Annotated in this window: 15 protein-coding genes and 1 pseudogene; 9 read left to right on the top strand and 7 right to left on the bottom strand. The window is 69.5% G+C overall.

The window, feature by feature from the left end:
- Positions 1-55: 55 nt before the first annotated feature.
- The 3 genes from hrcA to ACIA5H_RS01860 all read right to left on the bottom strand — a co-directional run bounded on the left by hrcA (position 56) and on the right by ACIA5H_RS01860 (position 2,891).
- Positions 56-1,087, bottom strand: coding sequence for a heat-inducible transcriptional repressor HrcA (gene hrcA / locus ACIA5H_RS01850; RefSeq protein WP_397073190.1), 1,032 nt, complete (start codon positions 1,085-1,087; stop codon positions 56-58).
- Between the two features lie 164 nt (positions 1,088-1,251).
- Positions 1,252-2,055, bottom strand: a complete 804-nt coding sequence (locus ACIA5H_RS01855) for an alpha/beta hydrolase (RefSeq protein WP_356966377.1) — start codon at positions 2,053-2,055, stop codon at positions 1,252-1,254.
- A gap of 14 nt (positions 2,056-2,069) precedes the next feature.
- The gene (locus ACIA5H_RS01860) at positions 2,070-2,891 is read right to left on the bottom strand and encodes an alpha/beta fold hydrolase (protein ID WP_397073193.1); all 822 of its coding nucleotides are present in this window, start codon (positions 2,889-2,891) and stop codon (positions 2,070-2,072) included.
- A 189-nt stretch (positions 2,892-3,080) separates the two neighbouring features.
- Here ACIA5H_RS01860 and ACIA5H_RS01865 point away from each other — a divergent pair, with 189 nt between their 5' ends.
- Positions 3,081-4,040 carry a helix-turn-helix domain-containing protein gene (locus tag ACIA5H_RS01865; RefSeq protein ID WP_379254727.1) on the top strand — a complete coding sequence of 320 codons (960 nt, stop codon included), beginning with the start codon at positions 3,081-3,083 and terminating at the stop codon, positions 4,038-4,040.
- Positions 4,041-4,043: 3 nt separating this feature from the next.
- On the opposite strand, the gene ACIA5H_RS01870 is transcribed toward ACIA5H_RS01865, so the two are convergent.
- The 3 genes from ACIA5H_RS01870 to ACIA5H_RS01880 all read right to left on the bottom strand — a co-directional run bounded on the left by ACIA5H_RS01870 (position 4,044) and on the right by ACIA5H_RS01880 (position 6,034).
- Positions 4,044-4,253 carry a hypothetical protein gene (locus tag ACIA5H_RS01870; protein WP_355072425.1) on the bottom strand — a complete coding sequence of 70 codons (210 nt, stop codon included), beginning with the start codon at positions 4,251-4,253 and terminating at the stop codon, positions 4,044-4,046.
- A gap of 105 nt (positions 4,254-4,358) precedes the next feature.
- A complete protein-coding gene (hemW, locus tag ACIA5H_RS01875) occupies positions 4,359-5,567 on the bottom strand; it encodes a radical SAM family heme chaperone HemW (protein ID WP_379254726.1) in 1,209 nt (402 codons plus the stop codon).
- Positions 5,568-5,626: 59 nt separating this feature from the next.
- Positions 5,627-6,034 (bottom strand): SgcJ/EcaC family oxidoreductase, encoded by a 408-nt coding sequence (locus ACIA5H_RS01880; RefSeq protein WP_355072423.1) that lies wholly within the window; start codon positions 6,032-6,034, stop codon positions 5,627-5,629.
- Positions 6,035-6,247: 213 nt separating this feature from the next.
- Between ACIA5H_RS01880 and ACIA5H_RS01885 the strand changes: the two genes are divergently transcribed.
- The 7 genes from ACIA5H_RS01885 (at position 6,248) to ACIA5H_RS01915 (ending at position 12,853) form a co-directional block, all read left to right on the top strand.
- A complete protein-coding gene (locus ACIA5H_RS01885; protein ID WP_350356343.1) occupies positions 6,248-6,340 on the top strand; it encodes an Ms4527A family Cys-rich leader peptide in 93 nt (30 codons plus the stop codon).
- Positions 6,341-6,465: 125 nt separating this feature from the next.
- The gene (locus tag ACIA5H_RS01890; RefSeq protein ID WP_397073196.1) at positions 6,466-8,280 is read left to right on the top strand and encodes a nitrite/sulfite reductase; all 1,815 of its coding nucleotides are present in this window, start codon (positions 6,466-6,468) and stop codon (positions 8,278-8,280) included.
- A gap of 20 nt (positions 8,281-8,300) precedes the next feature.
- Positions 8,301-9,017 (top strand): phosphoadenylyl-sulfate reductase, encoded by a 717-nt coding sequence (locus ACIA5H_RS01895; RefSeq protein WP_379254722.1) that lies wholly within the window; start codon positions 8,301-8,303, stop codon positions 9,015-9,017.
- On the top strand, positions 9,014-9,946 hold the full coding sequence (cysD, locus tag ACIA5H_RS01900; RefSeq protein WP_355072418.1) for a sulfate adenylyltransferase subunit CysD: 933 nt from the start codon (positions 9,014-9,016) through the stop codon (positions 9,944-9,946). The genes ACIA5H_RS01895 and cysD overlap by 4 nt, the downstream gene beginning before the upstream one ends.
- A 1-nt stretch (position 9,947) precedes the next feature.
- Entirely contained in the window at positions 9,948-11,243 is a 1,296-nt protein-coding gene (locus tag ACIA5H_RS01905) for a GTP-binding protein (protein WP_355072416.1), read from the top strand.
- 1 nt (position 11,244) lies between these two features.
- The gene (locus tag ACIA5H_RS01910; protein WP_397073200.1) at positions 11,245-12,099 is read left to right on the top strand and encodes a sirohydrochlorin chelatase; all 855 of its coding nucleotides are present in this window, start codon (positions 11,245-11,247) and stop codon (positions 12,097-12,099) included.
- Positions 12,100-12,166: 67 nt separating this feature from the next.
- Positions 12,167-12,853, top strand: coding sequence for a hypothetical protein (locus ACIA5H_RS01915; protein WP_397073202.1), 687 nt, complete (start codon positions 12,167-12,169; stop codon positions 12,851-12,853).
- Here the strand turns inward: ACIA5H_RS01915 and ACIA5H_RS01920 are convergent.
- On the bottom strand, positions 12,850-13,482 hold the full coding sequence (locus ACIA5H_RS01920; protein ID WP_397073204.1) for a TetR/AcrR family transcriptional regulator: 633 nt from the start codon (positions 13,480-13,482) through the stop codon (positions 12,850-12,852). The two genes, ACIA5H_RS01915 and ACIA5H_RS01920, sit on opposite strands and share 4 nt — an antisense overlap.
- Before the next feature lie 101 nt (positions 13,483-13,583).
- On the opposite strand from ACIA5H_RS01920, the pseudogene ACIA5H_RS01925 reads away from it, so the two are divergent.
- Positions 13,584-14,132 (top strand): annotated as a pseudogene (locus ACIA5H_RS01925) (MFS transporter); the annotation flags it as partial.
- Between the last annotated feature and the right edge of the window lie 62 nt (positions 14,133-14,194).

Raw genomic sequence — 14,194 nt, forward strand, 5'->3', positions numbered from 1 at the left:
TGTGCACTCAACTTTATCCGGCCGAAAGATCGAGCGTAGCAGTGGCGTCGTCGCGTCAGCGCTCGGCGAGTACCTCGCCGATGTATCGGGCGACGGCCGCCACCGATGCGATCGTGCCCGGGTAGTCCATCCGGGTGGGCCCGAGCACCCCCATACCGCCGAGCACGGCGCCCGCCGCGCCGTAGCCGGTCGACACCACCGACGTGCCGCGCATCTGCTCGACCTGCGTCTCTTCCCCGATCCGCACCGTCACCGTCCCCGGTTGCTGGGCCGCGGCGAGCAGCTTGAGCACGATCACCTGCTCCTCGAGCGCCTCCAGAACCGAACGCAGCGAGCCGGGGAAACCGAAGTCGGCGGCGTTGCGGGTGAGGTTGGCGGTGCCGCCGAGCACCAATCGCTCCTCCGGGTGCTCCACCAGGGTCTCCACCAGCACCGTGGACACCCGCACCAGCACGTCGCGCAGCCGCACCGGAGCGTGCTCGGGCAGCTCGGCCACCGCCGCGGAGGCCGCGGCCAGGCGTTTGCCGTCCATCGCGCCGCCGAGCATGCCGCGCAGCGCGGCCAGATCCTCGTCGTCGACCAGCGCGCCGAGCTCCACCAGGCGCTGGTCGACCCGGCCGGTGTCGGTGATCACCACCAGCAGCAGGCGGGCGGGATTGAGCGCCACCACCTCGATGTGCCGCACCGTGGACGCCGACACCGTCGGATACTGCACGACGGCGACCTGCCTGGTCAGCTGAGCGAGCAAGCGGACGCCCCGGCGCAGCACGTCGTCGAGGTCGACACCGGACTCCAGGAACTCGAGGATCGCCCTGCGCTCCGCCGACGACAGCGGCTTCACCTCGGAGATCCGGTCCACGAACTGCCGATAGCCCTTGTCGGTGGGGATGCGGCCGGAACTCGTGTGCGGCTGGGTGATGTAGCCCTCGGCCTCGAGCACTGCCATGTCGTTGCGCACCGTCGCGCTGGAAACACCCAGGTTGTGCCGCTCGACCAGCGTCTTCGACCCGATCGGCTCCTTGGTCGCGACATAGTCCGCGACGATGGCGCGCAAGACCTCGAAGCGCCGATCCTCGGTGCTCGACATCGGCCGCACCTCCTCGCTCTCGTCTCCCATCACGCCGTACCCGGCGCCGACGTCCCGTGACCGCCGCGCATCGCGGGCCGACCACGGGTTCGTCCGTCGATCCAGTCTAATTGTCGGTAACCGGATCTCTCGCCTGCAACGGGGCGTGACGAGCTGCGCGACGCTCAGCGCGGAACGGCGGCGTCGATCACCGCGGCCACGGCGTCGGGCCGGGAGACCAGCGAGGCGTGCGAGGCCTCGATCTCACCGGTTCGAGCCGCCATGCGCTGGGCCATGAAGCGCTGGGAGGACGGCGGGATGACCCGGTCGTCGGCGGAGACCAGATACCAACTCGGAGTGCCGGACCACGCGGGCGGCCCGGACGGTTCCAGATTGGCCTTCACGGCGATGGAGCGCTGATGGACGATCATGTCGGCCGCGGTCTCCGGGCCGACGTCCTGGGCGAAGACGTCATGGAAGCTGGCGGGTGCGACATACGCGTCCAGGTTCTTCCCGGCCACACCCGTGACGTCGTCGACGAGCTTCACCTGCAGCGCGGGCGGCAGCAGCTGGCTGCCCGGGAAGCGGATCGGGTCGAGCTCGGCCTGCGCCACCTCGCCTTCCACCGGCGCGAAAGCCGCGATGTACACCAGCGATTCGACCTTCGGATCGTGCACGTTGCTGATCACGAAGCCGCCGTAGGAGTGCCCCGCCAGCACGACGGGACCGCTGATCGTGTCCAGCGTGCGCTGCACGGCGGCCGCGTCGTAGGCGGGCCCGCGCAGCGGATTCTCCGGCGTCACCACGCGGTAGCCGCGCTCGCGCAGCACGGCGGCGACACCGTCCCAGCTGGTGGTGTCGGCGAAGGCGCCGTGGACGAGCACGACGGTGGGCAGCGATTGCGCTCGCGCCGGCCCGGCCGCTGTAGTGGCGGCGAGCAGGAGGGCCAGCGCGGCCACGGCACGGCGCAGGTAACGTTTGTTCGGCATCGGGTCTCGGCTCCTCAGCTCTTCAGGAAGTCCAGCAGATCGGCGTCGAACGCCTTCTCGTAGTCGCCGCACAGGCCGTGCGGAGCGCCGGGGTACACCTTCAACTCGGCCCTCGGCAGCAATTTCGCCGTCTTGGCGCCCGCGGCGGCGAGCGGCACGATCTGGTCGTCGTCGCCGTGCGCCACCAGCACCGGGATCTCGATGCTCGGCAGCTCGGCGGTGAAATCGGTCTCGGAGAACGCCTTGACGCAGTCGAACGCGCCCTTGAGCCCCACCTGCATGCCCATCAGCCAGAAGTGGTCGCGCAGTCCTTGTGAGACCTTCGATCCGGTGCGGTTGGCGCCGTAGAACGGGATCGCCAGATCCTTCCAGAACTGCGAGCGGTCGGCGGCCACGCCCGCGCGGATGTCGTCGAACGCCTCGATCGGCGTCCCTTCCGGATTGCTCGCGGTCTTCAGCATCAACGGCGGGACCGCGCCGAGCAGCACCGCCTTGACCACCCGCGAGGCGCCGTGCCGGGACAGATACCTGGTCACCTCGCCGCCGCCGGTCGAGTGCCCGACCAGAATCGCGTCCTTGATGTCCAGCTCGTTCAGCACCGCGGCGAGGTCGTCGGCGTAATGGTCCATGTCGTGCCCGTCCCACACGTCGCTCGAGCGTCCGTGCGCGCGCCGATCGTGGGCGATGGCGCGATAGCCGTTGCTCGCCACCAGTTTCATCTGGTTGTCCCAGGCGTCCCCGTTCAGCGGCCAGCCGTGGCTGAATACCACCGGACGTCCGGTACCCCAGTCCTTGTAGTAGATCTCGACGCCATCGGTGGTGGTGATCGTCGGCATGACAGTTCCCTTCGATCTGTACGGATGTCGGGTGAACCGGGGATCGATCTTGGTCGACCGACAGCGTATGACGGGCGGCCGCCGGAGAAACGACTCTGCGTGCACGATCTTCGGCTCAGAATGCACGGCCCGGTCGGCGGGTTCCATGCGAGGATTGCCGAATCTGTCTCATTTGCGACGGAGGCTGTGATGACGGTCGTGTTCAATTCGGACACCATCGCGCCGCACGAGCGGGCGGACGCGGTGGCCGCGGCAGTACAAGAGGCATCGGTCCCGTCCCATGTCGTACTGGACGGGCCGGACGAGCGTGTGCACGCCACGTTCGACGTGTGGTGGTTCGGCGAGGCGCGCATCGTGCGTGCCAGCACCTCGGGCATCCAGCTGATCCGGACGCCGAAGCAGGTCAGGACCTCCCCCGCGCCGGTACTGGCGGTCGCGGTGCAGCAGGCGGGCGACGGACGGTACGAGCAGGGTGACGTCCGTCGCGTCGTGCGACCGGGCGATCTGCACGTCATGGATCTGAACGCGCCCTACGACTTCAGCCGGCGCGGCGACGGGGCGTCGACCTGCCTGCACGTGCCGCTCGATCAGCTCGGCCTGCCCGCCGATCTGATCGGTCAGGCCGCCGCCAGAGTGCAGGACAGCCCGCACTACCGGCTGGTGGCCAACCACATCGTCCAACTGACCGCCGACGCGGACGCGCTCAGCGCCGACCCCGCGGCAGCCCTGTCGGGTTGCGCCAGCATCGAGCTGATCCGGGCACTGTTGTTGTCGGCGTGCGCCGACGACGGCTCCGTCGTCCCCTCCGACATCCTGCTGTCCCGGATTCGCGCCTATATCCGGCGCAATCTGGCGGATCCTGGTCTCGGCGCGGAACAGATCGCCAAGGCGCACAACATGTCGGTCCGGCAGCTCTACAAGATCTACGCGAACACGGAGTGCAGCCTCGAGCAGGGAATCATCAGCCAGCGTCTCGAGCGGGTACACGGCGATCTGACTCGTCCGGACCAGAAGCATCGGACGATCGCGATGATCGCGCGCCGCTGGGGCTTCCGCGATCCGTCACATTTCGCCCGGCGCTTCCGCGCCGCCTACGGGCTCACGCCACGGGAATGGCGCAGCACCGCCCTCGCCCCGGACGAGGCGTAATGGTCAGCCGCAGGTTTTCGCCTGTTTGCCCGCGAGCGCATCGAGACCGAGCATCGCCAGCAGCGACTCACAGTCGGCGGCGTTCTCCGCGTAGCTGGCGACAGTGCGGGCGGCGACGGCGCACTGGCGCGCGTTTTCCGCTTTCTCCGCTGCTCGCGCCTCCGCGAACTCGCCTGGTTCATGGATAAGGGTCATACGTGGTGCCGAAGCCATGAGTCTCCTTGGGGTTGATCGCAGACTACGCGGCCGGTGCGCACCGAGTTACCGGAACGAGACATAAAGTGCATCGCGTTGACCCGACCGTGATCCGGCACGGGATCAGTCGAGCAGTTCACGGACGACGCCGTCCGCGAGCAGACGGCCGCGGTCGGTGAGGACGAGCCGGTCGTCCGCGGTGCGCACGGCGAGGCCATCAGCGACCACGCGATCGACGGCGGTGCGCGCGGAGGACGCCAGCTCGGCCAGCGGCAGGCCGGTGCGCAGCCGGACGGCGAGCATGACCCGCTCGGTGTAGCGCTCGTCCGCGCTCAGCGCCTCCCAGCCCGCGGCGGGCAGCCCGCCCGCGCCGACTCGATCGGCGTATCGAGCGGGGTGCTTCACGTTCCACCACCGCACGCCGCCGACATGACTGTGCGCGCCCGGTCCTGCGCCGAGCCAGTCGCCGCCGTCCCAGTAACCGAGGTTGTGCCTGCAGACCGCGGCGTCGCCCACGGCCCAGTTCGACACCTCGTACCAACCGAATCCGGCCGAGCGCAGTCGGGCGTCGATGCGCTCGTAACGTGCGGCGAGCACGTCGTCGTCCGGCGCGGGCAACTCGCCGCGGCGCACCCGCCTGGCCAGCGCGGTGCCGTCCTCCACGATCAGCGAATACGCCGATACGTGGTCGACGCCCGCGCCGAGCACCGCGTCGAGGCTGGCGTCCAGATCGGCGTCGCGCTCACCCGGTGTTCCGTAGATCAGATCGAGGTTGACGTGCTCGAATCCAGCGGCACGCGCCTCCAGCGCGGCGGCCACCGCGCGGCCGGGGGTGTGCGTGCGATCGAGCACTTTCAACACGTGCGCCGCGGCGGACTGCATGCCCAGCGACACCCTGGTGAACCCGGCCGCCCGGATGCGCTCGAAGAATTCCGGCGAGGTGGATTCCGGATTGGACTCCGTGGTGACCTCGGCCCCGGCGGCGAAGGTGAACTCGGCGCGCACGGCGTCCAGCACCGAGGCGAGCCCGTCGCCGCCCAGCAGGGAGGGCGTCCCTCCGCCGACGAAGACGGTGGAGACTTCCGGCGTCGCGGTGGGCAACGCCGCGAACTGTTGCGCGGCGGTCGCCAGCTCGCCGCGCAACGCCGCCAGCCACGACTGCGGGGAGGCCGAACTGCCGAGCTCCCCCGCGGTGTAGGTGTTGAAGTCGCAGTAGCCGCACCGCGTGGCGCAGAACGGCACGTGCACGTAGATCCCGAACGGCCCGTCGCCGAAGTCGCGTAGCACCGGCGCGGAGGTGTCGGTGCTCGCGGTAGCGGCGGAAGAACTCACCTGTCCAGTGTGAACGTCGCCGCGACCGCGCCGACGGCCGGGACTCCGCTACCGGCCCTTCAGTCCGCCACGACCGGAGTGTTCTGGTTCGCGGTGAGCAACCAGCGGCCGTCCTCCTTGGACATCACGTACATCGGGCTGCCTTCGCTCTCCAGAACGCCCGCGTCGGTGAAATAGCGCTGGCGCACCTTCACCGCCGCCACGTCCGGGCGGATGAACAGCACGTGCTCGACCTCGTAGGTCGCCGTGCCGTGTGCGGTGGCACCGGGCAGCACCTGCGCGGTGAACTCCGCTATGGCCGCCCGTCCGAAGAGACGTTTGCCGTGTCCGGTAGTCCAGATCGCGTCCTCCCGGAACAGCGCGACGAATTCGTCGACGAGCTCGTTGCGCTGGGCGTGCTGGACGCTCGCGACCACCGCGCGGATGGCTTCGAGCTCGCCGGTGGCGTCGACAGTTGTGGTACTCATGACGCCGAGCGTCCAACCTCCACTTCACTCGAGGTCAAGCGAGGTGCGCAGTGTCACAGACGGTGCGGTCGCCGTATCACGCGCCTGGTTGGGGCTCGCAACTATGACTGCCGTCACAAACTGAGCGGAACGTCCAGGGGATTTCCCGCAGATTCCCGGGAAATACCGGACGCAGGGTCGGAAGGCCATCGCTGACGTGGCACAATTGGCCGCATGCGCGCTTTGGAGATTCGACTGGTGGCCCGTCGCCACGTCGATTACAAGCGCGTCTGTAGCGCCTGCTGTCTGCCCGGTTCCCTCCGGTAGTTCAGCGCGCCCGATCCCCGGGTCCCCGGCGATCCCGACTTCATCGGCCCGCTGACACCGCAGGCGTGAGTCAGCCCCTCGCGCCCCTCAGCAGGATGTACCACCCACCCCGCAGGAGCGACCCCATGACGTCGAGCACCGACGCCGGTCCGACCGATCAGCCCACGCCCGAATCCCAGCCGGAGCGCCGCGCGCGCCCCGAACGCCCGGCCTCCGAACGCCGGGTCCGCCCGGATCGGCCGCGTCCCGAGGCGACCACGACCGGACCGCGCGTGCGCACCGGCAAGCCCGTGCGCCGCAAGGCCGAGGGTCAGTGGGCGCTGGGTTACCGCGAGCCGCTGAACCCGAACGAGCAGTCCAAGAAGGACGACAACCCCCTCAACGTCCGCGCCCGCATCGAGAACATCTACGCCAAGACCGGCTTCGACGGCATCGACAAAGGCGACCTGCGCGGCCGGTTCCGCTGGTGGGGTCTGTACACCCAGCGCGAGCAGGGCTACGACGGCACCTGGACCGGTGACGAGAACATCGATCTGCTCGAGGCCAAGTACTTCATGATGCGCATCCGCTGCGACGCCGGCGCGCTGAACGTCGCGCAACTGCGCACGCTGGGCGGGATCTCCACCGAGTTCGCCCGCGACACCGCGGATCTGTCCGACCGGGAGAACGTGCAGTACCACTGGATCGAGGTGGAGAACGTCCCGGAGATCTGGAAGCGGATCGAGGCGGTCGGCCTGAAGACCACCGAGGCGTGCGGCGACTGCCCGCGCGTGGTGCTCGGGTCTCCGCTGGCCGGCGAGTCGCTGGACGAGGTCATCGACCCGACGCCCGCGATCGAGGAGATCGTGCGCCGCTACATCGGCAAGAAGGAGTACTCCAACCTGCCGCGCAAGTTCAAGACCGCGATCTCCGGCCAGCAGGACGTGGTGCACGAGATCAACGACGTCGCGTTCGTCGGTGTCGTGCATCCCGAGCACGGCCCCGGTCTGGACCTGTGGGTCGGCGGCGGGCTGTCCACCAACCCGATGCTCGCCAAGCGGGTGGGCGTGTGGGTGCCGCTGGACGAGGTGCCGGACGTGTGGGAAGCCGTCGTATCGGTGTTCCGCGACTACGGCTACCGCCGCCTGCGCACCAAGGCGCGCCTGAAGTTCCTGATCAAGGACTGGGGCATCGAGAAGTTCCGCCAGGTGCTGGAGGACGAGTACCTGAAGCGCAAGTTGATCGACGGCCCCGCGCCCGAGCAGCCGACCAAGCCGATCGACCACGTCGGCGTGCAGCGGCTGCGCAACGGACTCAACGCGGTCGGCTTCTCCCCCATCGCGGGCCGGGTGTCGGGCACCGTCCTGACCAAGGTCGCCGACGCGGTCGAGCGGATCGGCTCCGATCGCGTCCGGTTCACCCCGTACCAGAAGCTGATCGTGCTCGACGTTCCCGACGACAAGGTCGACGCGCTGATCGACGAGCTGGAACCCCTCGGCCTGCAGGCGCGGCCCTCGCTCTGGCGGCGGAATCTGATGGCCTGCACCGGTATCGAGTTCTGCAAACTCTCCTTCGCCGAGACGCGCAAGCGCTCCCAGGCGCTGGTGCCGGAGCTGGAGGAACGGCTGGCGGATCTGAACGCGCAGCTGGATGTCCCGATCACGATCAACATCAACGGTTGCCCGAACTCCTGCGCCCGCTCGCAGATCGCCGACATCGGGTTCAAGGGCCAGCTGGTCGACGACGGCACCGGGAATCAGGTGGAGGGATTCCAGGTTCACCTCGGCGGCAGCCTCGGCTTCGACAGCGCGTTCGGGCGCAAGCTGCGCCAGCACAAAGTGACCACCGGGGAACTCGGCGACTACATCGACCGGGTGGTGCGCAACTTCGTCAAGCAACGTTCGGACGGCGAACGGTTCGCCCAGTGGGCGGTCCGCGCCGACGAGGCCGACCTGAGATAAGTGTCGACGGGAGATCAATTGTGACAACCGAACTCGCGGAAAAGCTGTCCGAGGACGAGCTCCGCGCCATCGCCGCGCGCGGCGCCGCCGAACTCGACGGCGCCTCGGCGACCGAACTCCTGCGGTGGACCGAGGACACCTTCGGCACGAACTACATCGTGGCCTCCAACATGCAGGACGGCGTGCTGGTGCACCTGGCCGCGGGCGTGCGCGCCGGCGTCGACGTGCTCTTCCTGGACACCGGCTACCACTTCGCCGAGACCATCGGCACCCGGGACGCGGTGGAGGCCGTGTACGGGGTGAACGTGGTCAACGTCCGGCCGGAACACTCCGTTGCCGAACAGGATCGGCTGCTGGGCAAGGATCTGTTCGCCCGCGAGCCCAACGAGTGCTGCCGGTTGCGCAAGGTCGTCCCGTTGCAGAAGTCGCTCGCGGGCTACAACGCCTGGGTCACCGGCATCCGCCGGGTGGAGGCGCCGACCCGGGCGAACGCGCCGCTGATCTCGTTCGACGAGGCGTTCGGCCTGGTGAAGATCAACCCGATCGCGCCGTGGTCGGACGACGAGATGCAGGACTACATCGAAAAGCACGGCATCCTCGTCAATCCCCTGGTGGAGGAGGGGTATCCGTCCATCGGCTGCGCTCCGTGCACACGGAAGCCGGAGCCGGGAGCCGATCCGAGAAGCGGCCGTTGGGCCGGCCTCGCCAAGACCGAATGCGGGTTGCACCAATCATGACTGAAACGATTCGTAGCGAACGTTCGCTCGGTATTACCGATTTCGACACTCTCGCCGCGCTGGAATCCGAGGCGATCCACATCTTCCGCGAGGTGGCGGGCGAGTTCGAGCGGCCGGTGATCCTGTTCTCCGGCGGCAAGGACTCCACCGTGCTGCTGCATCTTGCGCTCAAGGCGTTCTGGCCCGCGCCGCTGCCGTTCGCGCTGCTGCACGTGGACACCGGGCACAACCTGCCCGAGGTGCTCGAGTTCCGGGACAAGGTGGTCGAGCGCTACGGCTTGCGCCTGCACGTGGCGAAGGTGGAGGACTACCTGGCCGACGGCAGGCTCACCGAGCGCCCCGACGGCATCCGCAACCCGCTGCAGACCGTCCCGCTGCTGGACGCGATCAGCGAGCATCGGTTCGACGCCGTGTTCGGCGGCGGCCGTCGCGACGAGGAGCGCTCGCGCGCCAAGGAGCGGATCTTCTCGCTGCGCAACGCCTTCGGGCAGTGGGACCCGAAGCGACAGCGCCCCGAGCTGTGGAACCTGTACAACGGGCGCCACGCGCCGGGCGAGCACGTGCGCGTGTTCCCGCTGAGCAACTGGACCGAGCTGGACATCTGGCGCTACATCGCCCGCGAGGACATCGACCTGGCGAGCATCTACTACGCGCACGAGCGTCCGGTGTACCTGCGCGACGGCATGTGGATGACGCCCGGCGTGTGGGGCGGCCCGCGTGAGGACGAGGTGCTGGAGACCAGGTCGGTGCGGTACCGCACCGTGGGCGACGGATCCTCCACCGGCGCCGTGCTTTCCGACGCGGCCGACAACGAGGCGATTCTCGCCGAGGTCGCTGCGTCCCGACTGACCGAACGTGGCGCGACCCGCGGCGACGACCGCGTCTCCGAAGCCGCGATGGAAGACCGCAAACGAGAGGGTTATTTCTGACATGTCCGACCTATTGAGGCTGGCCACCGCCGGTTCTGTCGACGACGGCAAGTCCACTCTGGTCGGACGCCTGCTCTACGACACGAAATCCGTTCTGGCCGACCAGATCGACGCCGTCACCCGCGCGTCGGTGGACAAAGGTCTCGCCACCCCGGATCTCTCGCTGCTCGTGGACGGGTTGCGCGCGGAACGCGAACAGGGCATCACCATCGATGTCGCCTACCGCTACTTCGCCACTCCGCGCCGCTCGTTCGTGCTCGCGGACACCCCCGGGCACGTGCAGTACACCCGCAACACCGTGTCCGGCGCGTCCACCGCGCAGCTGGTGATCCTGCTCGTCGACGCGCGCAAGGGCGTCATCGAGCAAACCCGCAGGCACGCCGCCGTGCTCGCGCTGCTCGGTGTGCCGAAGCTGGTGCTCGCGGTGAACAAGATCGATCTGGTGGACGACGCCGCCGCGGTGTTCGCCGCCATCTCCGCGGAGTTCAACGAGCTCACCAGCACGCTGGGCTGGTCGAGCGAGGACGTGCTGGAGATCCCGGTCTCGGCGCTGCACGGCGACAACATCGCCACCCGGTCGGACAACACCCCGTACTACGACGGTCCGTCGCTGATCGAGCACCTGGAATCGGTGCCGGTCGACGCCGACAGCACCGGCGATCACGAGCTGGGCCTGCGGTTCCCGGTGCAGTACGTGATCCGGCCGCGCACCGCCGAGCACCCGGACTACCGGGGCTACGCGGGACAGATCGCGGCGGGCGCGGTCGCTCCCGGCGACGAGGTCGTGGTGCTGCCGTCGGGCATCCGCACGACCGTGGAGCGGATCGACACCCCCGACGGCGAGCTGGCGGTGGCGCAGGCCGGACGCAGCGTCACGCTGATCCTGGCCGACGAGGTCGACATCTCGCGGGGCGACATCATCGCCGCGGCCGCCGACGCGCCCGAGCCGATCGACACCTTCGACGCCACCGTGTGCTGGCTGGGTGACAAGCCGCTGCGCCCCGGTGCGCGGCTGCTGCTCAAGCACGGCACCCGGACCACCCAGGCGATCGTCGGCGCGCTGCTGGAGCGCTTCGACGAGCAGCGCCTCGCGGCCGACCCGAACCCGGAGTCGCTGGAGCTCAACGACATCGGGCGCATCTCGGTGCGGGTCGCCGAGCCGATCGCGGCCGACGACTACCGAGCCAACCGGCACACCGGCAGCTTCCTGCTGATCGATCCGGCGGGCGGCAACACGCTGGCGGCCGGTCTGGTCGGTGACGTGCTGACCGCCGTCGAGGTCGGTACCGGGGCCTGACATGGCGGTGTCGCGAGCCGTGTTCGGCGCCCCGCCGGTCCTGGGCGCTGTCGCCCCGGCGGGCGGTCCGGGCTGCGCGACTTCCCGGAGCGCCCCTGGGCTCGACGGCAGCCCGGCGCGACCGCCCGCGCTGATCGCGGTGGCCCACGGCAGCCGCGATCCGCGGTCGGCTGCAACCGTCGCGGAGGTGGTCGGCGCCGTCGCCGCCGCTCGTCCGGACCTCGACGTCAGGACGGCGTTCCTCGATCTCACCGCCCCGTCGGTCGAACAGGTGGTGGATGCCGTCGCCGCTGACGGGCACACGCACGCGGTGGTGACGCCGCTGCTGCTCGGCAGCGCCTTCCACGCCAGGGTCGATCTGCCCGGCCTGCTCGCCGCGGCCCGCGCGCGCCATCTCGGGTTGCGCCTGACCCAGGCCGACGTGCTCGGCGTGGACGCCGGACTGGTCGGTGCGCTGCGCGACCGTGTCCTCGCCGCCGGCGCCGGGCGCCGCTTCACGGATCGGCGCCTTGGCGTCGCGGTCGCGGCGGTCGGATCGTCGTCGGCGGCGGCCAACGCCCGGACCGCCGAGGTGGCCACCCGCCTGGCCGACCGCACCGGCTGGCGCACCGAGATCTGCTTCGCGACCACCGAACCGTCGGTCACCGAGGCGATTTCGCGACTGCACGCTCGCGGCGCCGAGCACGTGCTGGTCGCTCCCTGGTTCCTCGCACCCGGATTACTGACCGATCGCCTCGTCGACGCGGCGCCGGAGGCGATCCACGCCGATGTGCTCGGCGCGCATCCGGCCCTCACCGAGGTCATCCTGGATCGCTATCACGCGGCGATCGCGGATACTCGCGCGCTCTCGGCCTGACCGGGCGTTCGCGGCGGTTCCCGGGCGGGCGCGCCCGCGTGACGCTGTCGCGTGCTAGGAACGTGGCATGGCCGAGTCGTTCCGCACCACCTCCTGCGCCAGCCACGGACATCCCGAGTTCACCATTCTCTTCACCGAGCCGCGGCTGCCCGGCATGGAGAACTGGCTGCTGTCGTATCTGGAGTCCACCGTCGCGGCGGGCACGCGCTACCACCCCGGCGAGACGATCCGGATCGGCTGGAATCTGGTCCGGGTGCGCGGTCGCGACGACGGCACATTGGGGCTGGCCGAACGCACCGACGCGCAGACCTGGGCCGAGCAGATCGACCGCACCCTGCGCGATGTGTGGTACCAGCGCGAAGTGGCGGCCGGGGTCGGCCTCACCGATCGCCTCGACTTTCCCGGCGAGGACCAGCGAGTCACCATCTCGTCGTGCGGACTCGAATCACCGGTCCTGGTGCTGGCGCGCACCGAGCCGGACGACTCCGAGTCCTCCGGTTGGTCGGTGGAATGCTTCGAAGACCACGCGCACCGGTCGTCGTACTACACCACCCTGCTGGAGCTGGCCACCGCCATGCCGTTCGCGGTGCAGTTCTTCGCCCTTCCGGTAGCGACCACGGTGCTGATCGAAAGCCCCGAGATCACGCCCACCGGCACCATCCGGCCGCACATCGTGGACGCCGAAGGCGTGGAGCTGTCCCCGGTCCCGGGTTCCTACCTGGACTACCTGGTCAACGGTTCACCGGCCGACTAGTCGCCCGGGCCGAGCAGATCCGCCACGAGGTGGCGCGCGGTAGTGACGCCCCACTCGTCACCCATCTGCCGCGCCGTGTGCGCCGCGGCGATCACCGCGTCCAGTTCGAACGCGACGGCGTCGGCGCTGCGCGCACCGAAATGGCCCTGGTCCTGTGCCCGGCGAATCTCCTTGATCAGGAACGCGAGCCAGTCCCCGCGGTCTTCGGCGATGGCGTCACGCACGGGTCCCGGCCTGCTGTCGAACTCGGCGAGGGTCGCGACGCGGAAGCACCCGCCGGGGAATGCCGGGTCGGCCACCTGACCCAGCCAGCGCTCGACCAGGGCGCGCAGGCGCGGTAGTCCGGCCGGCTCGCTCAGGCTCGGCGTGATGACTTCATCGATGAAGACCTGCCGCGCGGACTTCACCGCCGCGATCTGCAGGCTCTCCTTGCTGCCGAAAAGGGTGGCGATGCCGCTCTTGCTGAGTCCCAGGTCGGTGGCCAAGCGGCCGATGCTGAGGCCGGTGAGGCCCTCGACAGACGCTACGTCGGCGGCGTGGCGGGCGATCGACGCACGCGCCCGCGCGCCCTTGGCCAGGCGCTGATCGGTGCCGCGCGGCTGGTCACGTGTGGTGACGGACTCGGTCATGAGGTCATTCTCCCACTTCGCTATTGCACATACGAACGTATGGTCGTATTTTAATTGAACGAACGATCGTGCGTTTTGTATCATCTACTAAGGACTTCCCCATGACCGACGCGTCCGTGCGGCTCGACAGCCCACCGACCGCGACCGCGGCCACGCGCACCTTGCTGATCGCCTGCGGCGCCGCCTTCATCGCCTTTCTCGATCTCTCCGTCGTCAATATCGCCTTCCCGTCGATCGCCAGGGACTACCCCGGCACGGCGACCGCCGCGCTGACCTGGGTCGTCAGCGGCTACGCGGTCGCTTTCGCCGCGTTGCTCACCCCGGCCGGACGTCTCGCCGACGCGCTCGGCCGCCGCAGGCTGTTCCTCGGCGCGCTGGCCGGTTTCGCCCTCACCTCCCTGCTGTGCGGGCTCGCCCCGACAGCGGGCTGGCTCATCGCGGGCCGGGTGCTGCAAGGCGGCGCGGCGGCGCTGATGGTGCCGTCCGCTCTCGGCTTGGTGCTCGCCGCCACGCCGCGGGAGAAGATCGGCGCGGCCATCGGAGCCTGGTCGGCCGCGGGCGGGTTCGCCGCGGTCGTCGGTCCCGCACTCGGTGGCGCGCTGGTCGAAGGATTCGACTGGCGGGCGGTTTTCGTCATCAACGTTCCGGTGGCCCTGCTGCTCATCATGGCGGCGGCGCGCGTTCCGGCCCCCGACGACCGTCGATCCGGCGG

The sequence above is a fragment of the Nocardia sp. NPDC051900 genome (assembly GCF_044452545.1).
Lineage (GTDB): Bacteria > Actinomycetota > Actinomycetes > Mycobacteriales > Mycobacteriaceae > Nocardia > Nocardia sichangensis.